Origin of the sequence: Saccharothrix sp. 6-C (genome assembly GCF_016695385.1) — a bacterium.
Taxonomy (GTDB): Bacteria; Actinomycetota; Actinomycetes; order Mycobacteriales; family Pseudonocardiaceae; genus Actinosynnema; species Actinosynnema texasense.
The window spans coordinates 1,956,778-1,971,929 of record NZ_CP064192.1; the positions used below are offsets into that span (position 1 = coordinate 1,956,778).

Annotated in this window: 14 protein-coding genes; 4 read left to right on the forward strand and 10 right to left on the reverse strand. The window is 74.0% G+C overall.

Annotation, left to right across the window (positions count from 1 at the left end; all coding sequences use genetic code 11):
* The first annotated feature begins 24 nt into the window (after nt 1-24).
* A complete protein-coding gene (locus IOD16_RS09085) occupies nt 25-939 on the forward strand; it encodes an ABC transporter ATP-binding protein (RefSeq protein ID WP_201439673.1) in 915 nt (304 codons plus the stop codon).
* Entirely contained in the window at nt 936-1,640 is a 705-nt protein-coding gene (locus tag IOD16_RS09090; RefSeq protein ID WP_201439674.1) for an ABC transporter permease, read from the forward strand. The genes IOD16_RS09085 and IOD16_RS09090 overlap by 4 nt, the downstream gene beginning before the upstream one ends.
* A gap of 63 nt (nt 1,641-1,703) precedes the next feature.
* Here the strand turns inward: IOD16_RS09090 and IOD16_RS09095 are convergent, their stop codons facing one another.
* From IOD16_RS09095 to IOD16_RS09120, 6 genes are all read right to left on the reverse strand, one after another.
* On the reverse strand, nt 1,704-3,020 hold the full coding sequence (locus IOD16_RS09095) for a UDP-glucose dehydrogenase family protein (protein WP_201439675.1): 1,317 nt from the start codon (nt 3,018-3,020) through the stop codon (nt 1,704-1,706).
* Nucleotides 2,978-3,868 (reverse strand): glycosyltransferase family 9 protein, encoded by an 891-nt coding sequence (locus IOD16_RS09100; protein ID WP_201439676.1) that lies wholly within the window; start codon nt 3,866-3,868, stop codon nt 2,978-2,980. The genes IOD16_RS09095 and IOD16_RS09100 overlap by 43 nt, the downstream gene beginning before the upstream one ends.
* A complete protein-coding gene (locus IOD16_RS09105; protein ID WP_201439677.1) occupies nt 3,865-4,944 on the reverse strand; it encodes a glycosyltransferase family 2 protein in 1,080 nt (359 codons plus the stop codon). The genes IOD16_RS09100 and IOD16_RS09105 overlap by 4 nt, the downstream gene beginning before the upstream one ends.
* Complete coding sequence (locus IOD16_RS09110; protein WP_201439678.1) at nt 4,941-6,557, reverse strand: carbamoyltransferase family protein; 1,617 nt, start codon at nt 6,555-6,557, stop codon at nt 4,941-4,943. The genes IOD16_RS09105 and IOD16_RS09110 overlap by 4 nt, the downstream gene beginning before the upstream one ends.
* 87 nt (nt 6,558-6,644) lie before the next feature.
* Nucleotides 6,645-7,571 carry an NAD-dependent epimerase/dehydratase family protein gene (locus tag IOD16_RS09115; protein ID WP_201439679.1) on the reverse strand — a complete coding sequence of 309 codons (927 nt, stop codon included), beginning with the start codon at nt 7,569-7,571 and terminating at the stop codon, nt 6,645-6,647.
* A gap of 100 nt (nt 7,572-7,671) precedes the next feature.
* On the reverse strand, nt 7,672-8,160 hold the full coding sequence (locus tag IOD16_RS09120) for a winged helix-turn-helix domain-containing protein (protein WP_236594846.1): 489 nt from the start codon (nt 8,158-8,160) through the stop codon (nt 7,672-7,674).
* Between the two features lie 75 nt (nt 8,161-8,235).
* Between IOD16_RS09120 and IOD16_RS09125 the strand changes: the two genes are divergently transcribed.
* Nucleotides 8,236-9,060 carry an aldo/keto reductase gene (locus tag IOD16_RS09125; RefSeq protein ID WP_328809439.1) on the forward strand — a complete coding sequence of 275 codons (825 nt, stop codon included), beginning with the start codon at nt 8,236-8,238 and terminating at the stop codon, nt 9,058-9,060.
* A gap of 52 nt (nt 9,061-9,112) precedes the next feature.
* Here the strand turns inward: IOD16_RS09125 and IOD16_RS09130 are convergent, their stop codons facing one another.
* Nucleotides 9,113-9,622 (reverse strand): DUF2087 domain-containing protein, encoded by a 510-nt coding sequence (locus IOD16_RS09130; RefSeq protein ID WP_201439681.1) that lies wholly within the window; start codon nt 9,620-9,622, stop codon nt 9,113-9,115.
* Between the two features lie 62 nt (nt 9,623-9,684).
* Between IOD16_RS09130 and IOD16_RS09135 the strand changes: the two genes are divergently transcribed.
* Complete coding sequence (locus IOD16_RS09135; protein WP_236594847.1) at nt 9,685-10,482, forward strand: hypothetical protein; 798 nt, start codon at nt 9,685-9,687, stop codon at nt 10,480-10,482.
* A 427-nt stretch (nt 10,483-10,909) separates the two neighbouring features.
* Here IOD16_RS09135 and IOD16_RS09140 read toward each other — a convergent pair whose 3' ends face one another.
* From IOD16_RS09140 to IOD16_RS09150, 3 genes are all read right to left on the reverse strand, one after another.
* Entirely contained in the window at nt 10,910-12,130 is a 1,221-nt protein-coding gene (locus IOD16_RS09140; RefSeq protein WP_201439682.1) for an ABC transporter substrate-binding protein, read from the reverse strand.
* Between the two features lie 87 nt (nt 12,131-12,217).
* Nucleotides 12,218-12,433 (reverse strand): hypothetical protein, encoded by a 216-nt coding sequence (locus IOD16_RS09145; protein WP_201439683.1) that lies wholly within the window; start codon nt 12,431-12,433, stop codon nt 12,218-12,220.
* Nucleotides 12,434-12,757: 324 nt separating this feature from the next.
* Complete coding sequence (locus IOD16_RS09150) at nt 12,758-15,142, reverse strand: glycoside hydrolase family 65 protein (protein ID WP_201441273.1); 2,385 nt, start codon at nt 15,140-15,142, stop codon at nt 12,758-12,760.
* Nucleotides 15,143-15,152 lie beyond the last annotated feature (10 nt).

Below are 15,152 nucleotides of genomic sequence, written 5' to 3' on the forward strand. Positions count from 1 at the left end.
CCGCCCGCGACCACGATGGCGGTCATGGGAGAAACGGTGATCGACGTGGCGGACCTCAGGTGCCGCTACGGTGACTTCGAAGCCGTGCGCGGGGTCGACTTCGAGGTGCGGCGGGGGGAGCTGTTCGCGCTGCTGGGCACGAACGGCGCGGGCAAGACCACGACCATGGAGACCGTGGAGGGGCTGCGCGCCCCGTTCGGCGGCACCGTGCGGGTGCTGGGGCTCGACCCGTTCAAGGACCGGGCGGCGTTGCGCTCCCGCACCGGGATCATGTTGCAGGACAGCGGTTTCCCGGCCGACCTGACCGCGCGCGAGATGGTGGCGCTGTGGAGCGTCACGAGCGGCCGGCGCGCCACCGAGGACGTGCTGGAGCGGCTGGACCTGGGGCACCGGCGCGACGTGCGGATCAAGCAGCTCTCCGGCGGCGAGCGGCGGCGGCTGGACCTCGCGCTGGCCGTGCTCGGCCGGCCGGAGCTGCTGTTCCTGGACGAGCCGACGACCGGGCTGGACCCCGAGTCGCGGCAGCGGACGTGGGAGGTGGTGCGCGGGCTGCTGGCCGAGGGCACGACCGTGGTGCTGACCACGCACTACCTGGAGGAAGCCGAGTCGCTCGCGCACCGGCTCGCGATCATGCACGAGGGCCTGGTGGCGGTGTCCGGCGCGCTGGTGGACGTGCTGGCGGCCCAGCCCGCGCGGATCGAGTTCGACCTGCCGGACCGGCTCGACGTGGGCGCGTTGCCGATGCTGTCCGGCGACGTGGTGCACCGGCCGACCGGCCGGGTCGAGGTGCGCACCGGCGAGCTGCAGGACGACATGGCGGAGCTGTTGGCGTGGGCCCGGCGGGAAGGCCTGCGGTTGGGTCGGATCCGGGCGCACCACGCGTCGCTGGAAGACGTGTTCCACAGCGCCCGGACGGGCAAGGAGGTAGTGGCCGCATGATCACCGCACTGGGCGTGGCCGAGCTGAAGCTCCTGCTGCGCAACCGCACCGCCGCCGCGTTGGCCGTGCTGATGCCGATGGCCGCCGGCCTGTACTTCGCGCTGGCGATGGACGGCGAGCAGACCGGGTGGACGATGGTCGTCACGCTCCAACTGCTGTTCTCGTTCGGGTTCACCGTCTACGTCACGGTGACGACCGCGTTGACCGCCCGCCGGCAGGACCTCTACCTCAAGCGGCTGCGGACGGGCGCGGCGTCGGACGTGGTCGTGCTGACCGGCATCCTGCTACCCGTGGTCCTGCTGGGCCTCGCGCAGGCGGTCGTGCTGCTGGGCATCAGCGTGGCGGCGGGCGCGCCCGTGCCCGCCCGGCCCGAGCTGCTGGCGTCGGCGCTGGTCGGCGGCGTGGCGCTGGGCTGCGCGGCGGGCGTGTTCACCAGCGGGGTGACCGGCACGGCGGAACTGGCCCAGATCACCACCGCGCCGTTCTTCTTCGCCCTGGTCGTCGGCGGCCTGTTCGGCTCGAACGGCCACGTGGACCTGGTGGTGTTCCTCGTGCCGGGCACGGGCCTGGGTTCGCTGGTCGGCGCCGCGTGGGGCGGCCCGACCGACCAGGTCGGCCCGGCCGCCCTGTCCGTGGTGCTGTGGACGGTCGCCGCGACCGCCCTGGCCGCCCGCTACTTCCGCTGGGACCCGCGCGGGTAGGCGGGGGAGATGTCGGCGCTCCGGGTCCAGGGCGTCACGGTGGGGTGCCCGTCGGGCGCGACGTCAGAGGCGATGTGGGTCGGGACCGGTCCTGCCCGGTCGGGCCGGGGTCGGCCGGCCCAGCGAGACCAGGTGGAACCCGGCCTCGGCCACCTTCTCGACGGGCAGCAGGTTGCGGGTGTCCACGATGACCGGGCGGGCCATCGCGGCGGCCAGGTTCGGCCAGTCCAGCTCGGCGAACTCCGGCCACTCGGTCAGCACCACCAGGCCGTCCGCGTTCGCGGCCACCGCCTCGGCCGAGGCCAGCACCCGCACCGGGCCGCAGTCCCGCGCGACGCACGGGTCGTAGCCGGTCAGCCACGCCCCCTCCGTCGCCAGCAGCGAGGCCACCGCCAGGGCGGGCGAGTCGCGCAGGTCGTCGGTGCCCGCCTTGAACGTGAGCCCGAGCAACCCGAGCCGCACGCCGGCCAGCCGACCGCCCACCGCTTCGCGCACCATGGCGACCACGCGGTGCGCCTGGTGGCCGTTGGTGCCGATGGTCGCGCGCAGCAACGGGAAGTCGACCCGCGCGTCCTCCGCCGTGGACAGCAGCGCCCTGGTGTCCTTCGGGAAGCACGAACCACCCCAGCCGGGTCCCGGGTCCAGGAACGACGACCCGATCCGGTCGTCCAGCCGCATGCCCTCGGTCACGTCGCCGATGTCCGCGCCGACCCGCTCGCACAGCTCGGCCAGGCTGTTGACGTAGGACAGCTTCATGGCGAGGAAGCAGTTGCTGGCGTACTTCACCAGCTCCGCGCTCGCGCTGCCGGTGACCAGCGCCGGCGCGCCGGTGCCCGCGTACAGCGCGACCACCCGCCGGGCCGCCCCTTCCTCCTCCGAGCCGACCACGACCCGTTGGGGCCGCAGGAAGTCGTCGACCGCGTGGCCCTCGCGCAGGAACTCCGGGTTGGACACCACCCGCACGTCCGGCCGGCCCACCAGGTCCGCCACCCGCTCGGTCGTGCCGGCGGGCACGGTCGACTTGATCACCAGGACGCAGCCGGGCCGGACCGCCTCCCGCGCCTCGCGCAGCACCGCGTGCACCGCGGTGAGGTCGGCCGCGCCGTCCACACCGGTCGGTGTCGGCACGCACAGGAACACGAAGTCCACCTCGGCCAGGGCCTCGGCGTTGCCGAGCACGAACCGCAGCCGACCGGCCCGCGAACCCTCCGCGACCAGGTCCGCGAGGCCCGGCTCGTACGCGCCGATCTCCGCCCGGCCGAGCGCCGCCACCTTCGCCTCGTCCACGTCGGCGCACACCACGGTGTGCCCGAGCCGGGCGAAGCAGGCCGCGGTCGTCAGCCCGACATAGCCCGCGCCGATGACGCCGATCCTGGCCACGGTCCACCTCCCAGCAGCGATCGCGCGGCGTCGAGCACCTCGTCCGCGGTGATCCGGAGCAGCCCCGGGTCGGGCCGGTCGGCGAACGTGTCGCCGGTCGTGCCGTGCCACAGCACGTGGTGCGGCCCCGACCTCGGCCCCCACTCGGCCGGGGGCACCGGGCCGAACAGCACCACGGACGGCGTGCCGTAGGCGGTGGCGACGTGCGCCACGCCGGTGTCGCCGCAGACGACGAGCCGCGCGCCGCCCACCAGGTCGAGCAACCCGGCCAGGTCGCCCGTCCGCGTCCGCCCCGGCGCGACCTCGCGCACCAGCGCCTCCTCGGCTGGGCTGCCGGTCACCACCACGTCCGGGCCCAACGCCCGCGCCACCGCCGCGAACCGGTCGGCGGGCCAGCGGCGGGCGCCGTGGCTCGCGCCGGGGTGCACGACGATCGCGTCGTGGCGGGGCACCGGCGGCAGGCGCAGCTCGACCGGGTCGCAGGCGATGCCGAACTGGCCCAGCAGCCGGCACCACCGCAGCACCTCGTGCTGGTGCGGCGGCCAGGGCACGTGCACGCCGTGCGTGATCAGCCGGGCGGGGTGGGTGGCGCGCAGCAGCTCGGTGCTCCGCGGCCCGCGTCCGTGCAGGTTGACCGCCAGGTCCGGCGACTCGTAGTCGATGGGCACGAGCCCTTCGGTGGGCACCAGGCGGTCGACCGCGTCGATCCGGTCCACCGCGTCGGCCAACCAACCCGGCGCGGCCAGGGTGATCTCGGCTCCGGGGTGGGCTCGGCGCAAGCCGCGCAGCGCCGGGACCGCGGTCAGCAGGTCGCCGAGGCCGAGTGCGCGCAGGACGAGGACTCTCACCGCCGCCACCTCCCGGACCCCGGTGCGGGCGTGGTCGTGCGCGCCACCGGTCGTGGCTCGCTCCGCGATCGCAGCCGGTCCAGCGCGTCGGCCACCAGCACGACCCGGCGGCGCGGGCCCCCCACCGCGGGCACGGACCGGTGGCGCAGCTCGCCGCGCAACCGGTGCCAGCACGCCGCCGGCGGGATCGCGACGCTGGTCACCACCATCCTCGCCACCTCGTCCCGGGTCCGGGGTCCGGGCGCGATCCGACGCGCGGCGAACCACCCGGTCAACCCGGCCCACGTGCCGCCGAACGCCACCGCGGCCTTCCGCCACCCGACCAGCCCGCAGAGGACCGCCACCGCCCCGGCCGCCGCGGTCGCCACGTGCCAGGGCAGCCGGCCGGGCGCGCCACCGATCCGGGCACGCCACCCGGGCCCCAGCAACCGCCGCACCAACGCGTCGTCGGCGTTGCCGTGCTGCTGCTTCAGGCTGGCGAAGAACCCCGCCTCCCGCACCGGGTGCGTGGTCACCCGGTCGCCGTTCACGATCCGGTACCCGCGCGCCTGCACGCGCAACGCCAGCTCGGCGTCCTCCCGGTACGCGCGCGGGAACCGCTCGTCGAAGCCGCCGGCGTGCGCCAGCGCGGCCCGCCGGTAAGCCATGTCCGCGGTGATCCACCGAGCGTCGGCCAGCCCCGCCGTGCCGCGCTCCCAGTCGGTCGGCGCGCGGTCCGGGGGCAGCGGCACGACGATCCGCGCCTGCGACGCCCCCACGTCCAACCCCAGCCGCGCGAGGTCCTCGGCCAGCCGCAGCTTCCAGTCACGCGGCGGCACCACGTCGTCGTCCAGGAACGCGACCCACTCGCAGCACGCGGCCCGCCAGCCGGCGTTGCGCGCGGCGGCCGGGCCGCGACCACCGGTGCGCAGCACGCGCGCCGAGTGCGTCGCCGGCAGCGGTCCGGGCTCGGGCCGGTCGTCCACCACGATGATCTCGCGCGGCGGCGGGCCGACGCCGTGCTCCAGGGCGTCCAGCACGACGCGCAGGCTGTCCCGGCCGACGGTCGGGATCACCACCGCGTAGTCGACGCTCATGACCGCCGCACCACGAACCGGCCGATCGCCAGCAGGTCGACCGGTGCCGAACCGAAGCACTCCAGCGCGTCACGCGGGTCGTCCACCATCGGCCGCCCGGCCGTGTTCAGGCTCGTGTTCACCACGACGGGCACGCCCGTGCGCCGGTCGAACTCGCGGATCACCCGGGCCATCAGCGGCTCGGTCGCCGGGTCGACGGTCTGCACGCGCGCGGTGCCGTCCACGTGCACGACCGCCGGGATCCGGTCACGCCACTCGGGCCGCACGTCGTGCACGAACAGCATGTAAGGGCTCGGCAGCGGTCCCCGGTCGAACAGGTCGGCCGCGCGGTCGGCCGACACCATCGGCGCGATCGGCCGGAACTGCTCGCGCCCCTTCACGTTGTTGAGCCGTTCCAGGTTCTCCGCCTTGCCGGGGTGCGCGAGCAGCGACCGGCGGCCCAACGCCCGCGGCCCGTACTCGCTGCGACCCTGGAACCAGGCCACCACCCGGTCGTCGGCCAACGCCTCGGCCACCGCGACGGCCACGTCGTCCGGCTCTTCGTAGGAGACCTCGGCGGCGCGCAGGCAGTCCTCGATCTCCGTGTCGGTCCACGACCGGCCCAGGTCCGCGCCCGTGAGCGCGGCGGCCGGCTCACCGGCGTCCGCCGCCACCTGCAACGCCGCGCCCAGCGCGGTGCCCGCGTCACCGGCGGCCGGCTGCACCCACACCTCGTCGAACGGCCCCTCGGCGAAGATCCGCGTGTTCGCCACGCAGTTGAGCGCCACACCGCCCGCCATGGTCAGCCGCTTCTGCCCGGTCCGCTCGTGCAGCCACCGGACCAGGTCCAGCAGCACCTCCTCGACGCGGACCTGCACGCTGGCCGCCAGCTCGGCGTGCTCGCGGGTCACCTCGCCGTCCGGGTCGCGGCGCTTGGCCAGCGTCGCCCAGTCCAGCGGCGTGATGCGGAACCCGCCGTCCTCGGTCGCGCGGACGTGCTCGCGCAGCAGGTCCAGGTGCTTGGGCTCGGCGTAGGAGGCCAGCGCCATCACCTTGTACTCGTCGCTGGAGCGCAGGAAACCGAGGTGCTCGGTCAGGTCCTCGTAGAACAGGCCCAGCGAGTGCGGCAGGTGCTGCGCGGCCAGCGTCTCCAGCCGGTGGCCGCGGTAGCTGCCGGCCAGGTGCGAGCGGCACTCGCCGCGGCCGTCGTTGACCAGCACGGCGCAGTCGCCGTCGAACGGCGCGGCCAGGCCCGCCGAGGCTGCGTGCGCCACGTGGTGCGGCACGAACCGCACGATCGCCGGGTCCAGCCCCGGCAGCGCGGTGGCCAGGAAGTAGGGGGCGCGGCGGGCGTACTCGGTGCGCAGGTCCTCCCACGGCACGTCGCTCGGCTCGACCAGGTCCGGGTCGTAGGAGTAGGCGACCGCGTCGAGGTCGGCCGGGGTCAGCCCGGCGTGCTCCAGGCACCAGCGGGCGGCCTGCTCGGGCTGTTCCCACGCGGAGAACGGCACCGGCCGCTTGCCGTGCTTGCGCCGGGAGAAGCGTTCCTCCTCGGCGGCGGCCACCACCTCGCCGTCCACCACGAGGGCGGCGGCGGGGTCGTGGAAGACCGCGTTGATTCCGAGCACCCGCACGGCTTTCCCCTTTCGCTCAACTCCTGTGTGGACCGACTCCCGCACGGACCTCGTGTAATGGGGCCGTCGCGGACCGCTGTCGGACGACTACCCGACGAGTTGCCGGTCAAACGAGCGCCGCAGCCCCTCGTCCAGCCCGATCTCCGGCTGCCAGCACAGCACCCGCCGGGCCAGCGAGATGTCCGGTCGGCGGCGGCGCGGGTCGTCGGTCATCGCGTCGACGTGCTCGATCGTGGAGGTGCTGCCGACCAGCTCGACGACCTTGCGGGCCACCTCCAGCACGGTGACCTCCTCGGGGTTGCCGAGGTTCACCGGGCCGGGGTGGTCGCACTCCGCCATCGACAGCAGGCCGCGCACCAGGTCGTCCACGTGGCACAGCGACCGGGTCTGCGCGCCGTCGCCGTGCACGGTCAGCGGCTCGCCGGCGCGGGCCTGCCGCACGAACGTCGGGATCATCCGGCCGTCGTCGGGGCGCATCCGCGCGCCGTAGGTGTTGAAGATGCGCACGATGCCCGTGTCCACGCCGTACTCGCCGCGGAACGCGCTGGTCATGGCTTCGCCGAAGCGCTTGGCCTCGTCGTAGACGCTGCGCGGGCCGATCGGGTTGACGTTGCCCCAGTACGTCTCGCGCTGAGGGTGCTCCAGCGGGTCGCCGTACACCTCGCTGGTGGAGGCGATGACGATCCGGGCGTTCTTGCGCCGCGCCAGCTCCAGCGCGTGCAGCGTGCCGAAACCGCCCGTCTTGAGCGTCTCGACGGGCATGCGCAGGTAGTCGACCGGCGACGCCGGGCACGCCAGGTGCATCACCAGGTCCACGTGGCCGAGCAGGTCGAGCGGCTTGGTCACGTCCTCGACCACCACGCCCAGCCTGGGGTCGTGGGGCAGGTTGTCCGGCGACCCGGTGCGGAAGTCGTCGACGCACACCACCCGCGTGCCGCGCTTGAGCAGCGCTTCGCACACGTGCGACCCGAGGAAGCCGGCCCCGCCCGTCACCACCGCTCGTTCGAATCCCATGAGCTGGGCCTACCCGTGGAGCCGGCGAGTAACCACTACTCGCCAGAGGAGCACTCGCCGGTGTCCGGGACGGCGGTGGCGACCGGCCGCAGCCGCCGCGTCACCGGCCGACCGGCGTCTCCCGCTCCACGACGACCTCGCCGGCGTGGTCGACCCGGTAGCCGACGCCGCGCACGGTCGTGATGACGGACGCCGCCTCGCCCAGCTTGTGCCGCAGCCGCCGCACGTGCACGTCCACCGTCCGGGTGTCCCCGATGCCCTTCGTGCGCCACACGCTCGCCATCAGCGCGGTCCGCCGGTGCACCCGGTGCGGGTTCGCGCACAGGTGGTGCAGCAGGTCGAACTCCAGCCTGGTCAGCTCCACCGGCACGCCGCGGCGCAGCACGCGCCGCGAGTCGGCGATGATCCGCAGCTCCGGCTCGACCCGCGCGACCGGCGGGTCGAGCACCACGTCCGCGTCGGGCAGGTCGAGCGCCGAGCGCAGCGCCTCGGCCAGCCGCCCCGCCGCGTCCGCGACCCTCGGGCCGGTCGCGGAGACGCGGACGACCACCCTCACCTCGACCTCCGCCACCTCGGGCAATGCCGTCACGGTGGTGATCGGACCAGTGGGGCGGGACGCCGGTCAACGCGTTCCAGCACGTGGGAGGCGTTGACAACGGGCATGATGAGGCCCATGAGGACCATCACCCTGAACAACGGCGTCACCATGCCGCAGCTCGGTTTCGGCGTCTTCCAGGTGTCCACTGAGGACACCCGGGGCGCGGTGACCGAGGCGTTGCGCGTCGGCTACCGCAGCATCGACACGGCCGCCGCCTACCGCAACGAGGAGCAGGTGGGGCGGGCCATCGCCGACTCGCCCGTGCCGCGTGACGAGATCTTCGTGACCACCAAGCTGTGGAACTCCGACCAGGGCTACGACGAGGCGCTGCGCGCGTTCGACGCGAGCGCCGAGCGGCTCGGCCTGGACCGGGTCGACCTGTACCTCGTGCACTGGCCCGCGCCCGCGCAGGACCGGTACGTCGACACCTGGCGCGCGCTGGGCAAGCTGCACGCCGACGGCCGGGTGCGGGCGATCGGCGTGTCCAACTTCCAGCCCGCGCACCTGGCGCGGATCGTGGACGCGACCGGCGCGGTGCCCGCGGTGAACCAGGTCGAGCTGCACCCCCGGCTCCAGCAGGCCGAGCTGCGGGCCGTGCACGCCCGGCTGGGCATCGCGACCGAGGCGTGGAGCCCGCTGGCGCAGGGCGCGCTGCTCGCCGACCCGGTCATCACCGGGATCGCGGAGAAGCACGGTCGCACGCCCGCGCAGGTCGTGCTGCGCTGGCACGTGCAGCTGGACAACGTGGTCATCCCCAAGTCGGTGACGCCGAGCCGGATCGCGGAGAACTTCGCCCTGTTCGACTTCGAGCTCGACGCCGAGGACATGGGTCGCATCCGGGAGTTGGACCGGGGCGAGCGCACCGGCCCCGACCCCGACACCTTCGGCTGACCGGCCGGACAGCGGACGATCCCACCACCGCACGTCCGGCCGGTGCGACGACCTAGACGCTCACCGGGCCGCCGGTGCGCCAGTACACGCCGGCGTCCCGGCTGAGCAGACCTTCGTCCACGAGGTACCGGCGCACGGTCACGTGGTCGACCTCACCGCCGTCGCACCACCTCTTCAGCACGTCCACGACGTCCCGCTCGGGGTACCGTCTACCCGGCTCGAACGCGGTGCTCACCTGTTCGAGCACCGCCCGCCTGCGCCCGCGCTGCGCGGGGAGCTTCACCAGCCGCCCATCCCGCACGAACGGGTCCTCCTGGGCCCGGTTCGCCTGGTCGACCCGGGTGGCCTCCTTGAACAGCTCCTCGCGCAACCGCAAGCCCGACCCGTCGGTCACGACGAGGCCCGCCGACCGCAGCCGGCGCAACGAGTTCTCGACCCGCCGGGCGTCCAACCCGGTCGCCTCGGCGATGTCCGCCGCGGTGCGGGCGCCGAGGACCAGCGCGGCGGCCACGCGCAACCGCTCGGGTTCGGCCAGCAGTCCGATCAGTGCATCAGGGGTCACGCTTCGAGCTAACCGAAGCCGGCGGGCTGGTGCACGCCCATTTCGGGCGGACCTTAATAGCCGTGCGCACTGATCACCTCTTCCCCCTGGCGTCGGTGGAGCCGGTTTTCGGCATGCCGACCGAGAACGCCCGCAAGTTCCAGCAGGTGGCCGCCGAGCAGGACCTCGTCATCGACGTGCGGGCGACGAACCCGCACGCGGTGGCGTGGCTGCGCGAGGGCGCGCTGCCCAAACCCGAGGCGGTGAAGGCCAAGACCATCGACGACCTGGACGTCCGGCTCGGCGCGGCCCGGCGCCACCGCGGCCTCGTCGGCTACTTCCGGCCCGAGTTACCCCACGTCGACCTCCACGACCGGCTGCTGCGCCGGTACGACCAGCGGCGCGTCGAGTTCGAGGCGTTGCGCGAGAAGATGGACCGGTTCGAGCGGCGCGGGGAGTACGTGGTGCGTGACGGCGTGGTGCACGGCTTCGACCGGCGCGGCGGGCTGCGGCCCCTGACCGGGGACCACGACGTGTTCGACATCCGCGCTTCCGGCGGCACGGACCTGAGCCGGCACCGCTACGACCGGGCCGTGGCGACCATGATGTCGATGGACATGGCCGTCACCCACGGCGCGCACATGTACTGGCGGCCGACCACCAAGTCCGACCTCGCCATGTTCGAGTCGATCGCCCTCAGCGGGGACGCCAAGCTGCGCTTCCACCCGGACGGCACCATGACCGCGGGCGACTACCGCCGCTTGAACGCCGGGATCAGCGCGATCACCACGCCCGCCAGGGCGGCCCGGCCGTACGCCAGCGTCTCCCACGTGGGCAGGCCGAAGGCGCCGGTCTCGTCGGCGTCGCTGATGAACAGGTGACCGTAGAGCAGCAGGAGCAGGACGCCGTAGCACCGCGCGTGCCCGTGCCGCCACGCGAGCACGACACCGGCCAGGCCGGTGCACACGTACAGGGTGTGACCGGAGCCCTCGCCCATGGGGAGGAACGGGATGGAGGCCATGACGACCTGGAGCAGGCCGACCACGAGTGCGAGCAGCTGCGCCCGGCTGAAGGAGCGCTCGTCGGCCTGGGGCCGCAGCCCCGCCCTCTTCCCCGTTCGCCGTTCACGCACGGCCGCCTCGTTCCGCATGACCTGGGGTTACCCGGGTCCATTCGGCTCATCCTCGGTCCCCGCGGCTTCCCCCTATGGGTCATATCGCCCATCACGGTCCGGCATTACGGCCGACCGGCGGGTCGCCGGTCGGGGGTCCGGGGCGCCACCAGCGGCGGGGCGCTCGGCGGCGCGGTCTAGCGCGGCAGCCGGTCGATCTCCGCCTTCGCCTCCGCGGTCGCCTGATCGGGTGGTCGCTCGCCGGTGAGCACCCCGGTGGCCATGGCGGCGAGGGCGCGGGAGACCTCCGGGTACCGCGCGCCGTGCGCGGTGCGGGTCCGCGCCGACCGCAACTGCTCGGTGAAGCCCGCCACGCTCGGGTCCCACTGCCAGGCCAGGGCGTCCACGGTGTCGGCGCGGTTGGGCAGCGCGCCGAGGCCGCCGCCGAACTCGGTGACGTTGTCCGGCTGCTCGGCCAGCCAGGTCAGCACGTCCCACGCCCGGTCGACCCGGCCGTTGCGGCCGATCACCCACGTCTCGCCGCCGAGCGGGCCCGCGCCACCCGCCGCGCCCTGCGGCAGCGGCGCGGACGTCCAGTCCAGCCCCGCCTGGTTGAGCTCCGGCACCGCGGCCGGACCGGTGATCGCCATCGCGCACCGGCCCTCGGCGAACCGCTGCCGCACGTCGGCGTCGGTCCAGCCCAGCACGTCCGCCGGTGTGCTGCGGTCGGTGTTCACCAGGCCGTCCAGGTGCGCGAGGGCGTCGAGGGACGCCTGGTCGCCGAGCCGGTCGACGTCGCCACCCGCCTGCCACAGCACCGGCAGGAACGTGACGGTCAGGTCGTCGCCCTTCCCGCCGAAGCACAGGCCGGACCGGTCGGCCGTGGTCAGGGCCTTCGCGGCGGTCCGCAGCCCGTCCCACGTCGTCGGCGGCTGCGTGAGGCCGGCCGCGGCGAAGTGGTCGCGGTTGTAGACCAGCGCGGTGGTGGTGCTGCGCAGCGGCACGCCGTGGACGCGGCCGTGGTGGGTGACGCTCTCCCGCACCGGCGGGAGGAACCCGTCCGCGAGGTCCCACCGCTCGAAGCGGTCCGTGAGGTCGGCCAGGGCGTTGCCCTCGGCCAGCCGGGGCAGGTCGGTGGAGTCGACCGCGGCGATGTCGGGGAACACGCCGGACGCGGTCGCTTCGGCGAGCTTGGCCCGGAACTCGGGGTAGGGCAGGGAGGTGCGCTCGATCCGCACGTCCGGGTGTTCCTGCCGGTAACGGGCGAGGAGGCTGTCCACGGCCTGGTTCGCCATGGGGGAGTGGTTGAGGTAGTCCCACCAGGTCAGTGTCACCTGGTCGGGGGTCTCGGTCTGCTCTGCGTTGCACGCACCGGCGGCGAACAGGATCGCTGCCAGGAGCAGCGCTCGTCCACGCATTCCGCTCCACCCTTCGGGGTAGGCGACCTTTACGGGCTGCGCTCGTCCTACTCCGCTGCGCGACGTGGTGTCAAGATCGGAGGTGGTTCAGACCTTCGGCCGGGCGCGCGGTCGGGGCCGGTCGGGCGCCGGGGTGGCGGACTCGGGAGCGGTGGCCGCGACCTCCTGCTCGCCCGGTTGCTCAGGCACGGCGGGCACGGCGGGTACGGCGGGCTCGCCCGACCCGGTGGGCTCGCCGGGCGCGGGGATCAGGTCGGCGAGGTAGGTCGCCGCCAACTCGTCGTAGATCGGTGTTGAGCTCACGTTTGCGCATCCTGTCCGGCCGCGGCCCCCAGCGCTGCACTTCTCACTCCTGTGGGTTACGCATTGGCCGGTGGGAGCCGCACTCCTGCGGAGATCGTCCGCGCTGGTCACCGCGCCCGCCGCAGGAGTGCGGACGCCCCGTGGGCCGGTCGTGGCGGCCCCGTGACGACGGGGGTCACGCAGCCGCCATCGGAATCCTTGATTGAACCCCGGTAACAGGGGTACCCGTGCCTGCGATGAGGCCTTAGGCGGCCACCGCCCCCCGTTGGCCGCCTGACAAGTCCCGGCCGGACTCCCCTCCCCCCAAGAGTCCGGCCGGGCACCTCATCCCCGATCTCGTTGCACCGGCGCGGTTTCCGTTCCGGGTTCCCCCGGAACGGCTGTGAACGGCTCCCGGACCGACGGCGACCGCCGGGCGGGCGCGCGGTGCGGCGGCTGGCGCAGCTCGGGCGGTTCGGGCGCGTCCGGAGTGGACATCGTGACCGACGTGCCCGGCTCGACCACGATCGGCTCGCCGTGGTGGTGGGCGCGCAACGCCCCGCCCGCGACGATCCGGTAGGTGACCGAGCCCTCCTCGACCTCCACCGCCAACCGGGTCCCGCGCCACTCCATCCGGAACGCCATCCCGGTCAGCCCCGGCGGCAGGCGCGGCGCGAACGACAGCTCGCCGTCGTGGTCGCGCATCCCGCCGAACCCGGCCACCAGGGCGATCCACGCACCCGCCAACGACGCCATGTGCAGTCCGTTGTGGACGTTGCGGTGCAGGTCGTGCAGGTCGGTGAACGCCGCCTCCGCCAGGTAGTCGTAGGCCAGCCGCGACGCGCCGACCTCGGCCGCCAGCACCGCCTGCGTGGCGGCCGACAGCGACGAGTCGCGCACCGTCCGCGACTCGTAGTAGGCGAAGTTGCGGGCCTTCTGCCCGGCGGTGAACGCGTCGCCGCGCACGTGCATGGCCAGCACCAGGTCGGCCTGCTTGACCACCTGCTTGCGGTACAGGTCGAAGTAGGGCCGGTTGAGCAGCAACGGGTACTCGTCGGGGTCGGTGCCCTCGAAGTCCCACTCGGCGTGCGAGGTGAACCCGTCGCTCTGCTGGTGCACGTCGAGCAGCTCGTCGAACGGGATCCGCATCCCGTCGGCGGCCTTGCGCCAGCCCCGCACCTCCTCGGGGGTGACCTCGAGCCGTTCGACCACGTCCGGGCACCGCTCGCAGGCGTCCGCCGCGCCGCGCAGGTTCTTCTGCGCGATGAGGTTGGTGTAGACGTTGTTGTCCACCACGGCCGAGTACTCGTCCGGCCCGGTCACGCCGTCGATGCGGAACCCGCCGTGCTGGTCGTGGTGGCCCAGCGAGGTCCACAGCCGGGCGGTCTCGACCAGGATCTCGGCGCCGCACTCGCGCTCGAACGCCCGGTCGCCGGTCGCGTTGACGTACTGCGCCACGGCGTGCGCGACGTCGCCGTTGACGTGGAACGCGGCCGTGCTCGCCGGCCAGTACGCCGAGCACTCCGCGCCGCTGATCGACCGCCACGGGAACGCCGCGCCGCCCTGGCCGAGCACCCGGGCCCGCTCGCGCGCCTTGCCCAACGTCGAGTGCCGCCACCGCAACGCGTCCCGGGCGGCCTCCGGCACGGTGTAGGCCAGCACGGGCAGCACGAACATCTCGGTGTCCCAGAACGCGTGCCCGTCGTACCCCGGCCCGGTCAGGCCCTTGCCGGGGATCGCCCGGCTCTCGCCGCGCACCGCCGCCTGCATGATGTGGAACAACGCGAACCGCAGCGCCTGCTGAAGCTCGTCGTCCCCGTGCAGCTCGATGTCCGCGGCCTCCCAGAAGTCGTCCAGGAACCGCCGCTGCTCGGCCAGCAGCCCTTCCCACCCGGTCTGCCGCGCGCCCGCCAGCGCCGCCTCGACCTGCGCGCGCAGCGCCGGCACCGACCGTTGCGCGGACCAGCCGTAACCCAGGTACTTCACCAGCCGCAGCCGCCCGCCCGCCGGCACGTCCACGGCCGCGGTGAAGCGGGCCAGGTCGCCCTCGGCGCGGATCTCCGTGCGCACGCCGTCGTCGACGTGGAGCTCGTGGTCCATCGCGGCGGCCATCCGCAGCCCGGAGTTGCGCGCGTGGTGCGCCAGCACGGCCCGGTAGTCCTCGGCGTGCGCGAAGTCCGCGACCAGCGGCTCGTTCAGCGCGGCGGCCACCCTGGGGTCGTCGCCCTCGTTCTCGACCGGTTCGTTGGCCAGCAGGTCGGACTGCACCACCAGCTGCAGGTCCTCGGTCGGCACGACCTCGTAGTGGATCGCCGCGACGGCCCGCTGCGTGAGCGACACCAGCCGTTCGGTGCGCACGGTCACCCGGCGCCCGGTCGGCGACTCCCACTCCGTGCAGCGGCGCAGCGTCCCGGTGCGGAAGTCCAGCTCCCGCTGGTGCGCGTGCGCCCGGCCGTAGCGCATGTCCAGCGGCTCGTCCTCGACCAGCAGCCGGATCACCTTGCCGTCGGTGACGTTGACGACGGTCTCGCCGGCCTCGGGGTAGCCGTAGCCGGACTCGCCGTAGGGCAGCGCGTGCTCCTCGTAGAAGCCGTTGAGGTAGGTGCCCGGCAGCCCGCGCGGCTCGCCCTCGTCCAGCGTGCCGCGCATGCCGATGTGCCCGTTGGACAGCGCGAACACCGACTCGGTCCGGCGGAGCTGGTCCACCGCGAGGCCGTCCCAGCGCACCATCCAGGGGTGG

Coding starts and splice junctions, on each gene's coding strand:
- IOD16_RS09090 (WP_201439674.1), top strand. CDS start 936: ATGATCACCGCACTGGGCGTGGCCGAGCTGAAGCTCCTGCTGCGCAAC.
- IOD16_RS09085 (WP_201439673.1), top strand. CDS start 25: ATGGGAGAAACGGTGATCGACGTGGCGGACCTCAGGTGCCGCTACGGT.
- IOD16_RS09105 (WP_201439677.1), bottom strand. CDS start 4,944: ATGAGCGTCGACTACGCGGTGGTGATCCCGACCGTCGGCCGGGACAGC.
- IOD16_RS09150 (WP_201441273.1), bottom strand. CDS start 15,142: ATGGTGCGCTGGGACGGCCTCGCGGTGGACCAGCTCCGCCGGACCGAG.
- IOD16_RS09115 (WP_201439679.1), bottom strand. CDS start 7,571: ATGGGATTCGAACGAGCGGTGGTGACGGGCGGGGCCGGCTTCCTCGGG.
- IOD16_RS09140 (WP_201439682.1), bottom strand. CDS start 12,130: ATGCGTGGACGAGCGCTGCTCCTGGCAGCGATCCTGTTCGCCGCCGGT.
- IOD16_RS09125 (WP_328809439.1), top strand. CDS start 8,236: ATGAGGCCCATGAGGACCATCACCCTGAACAACGGCGTCACCATGCCG.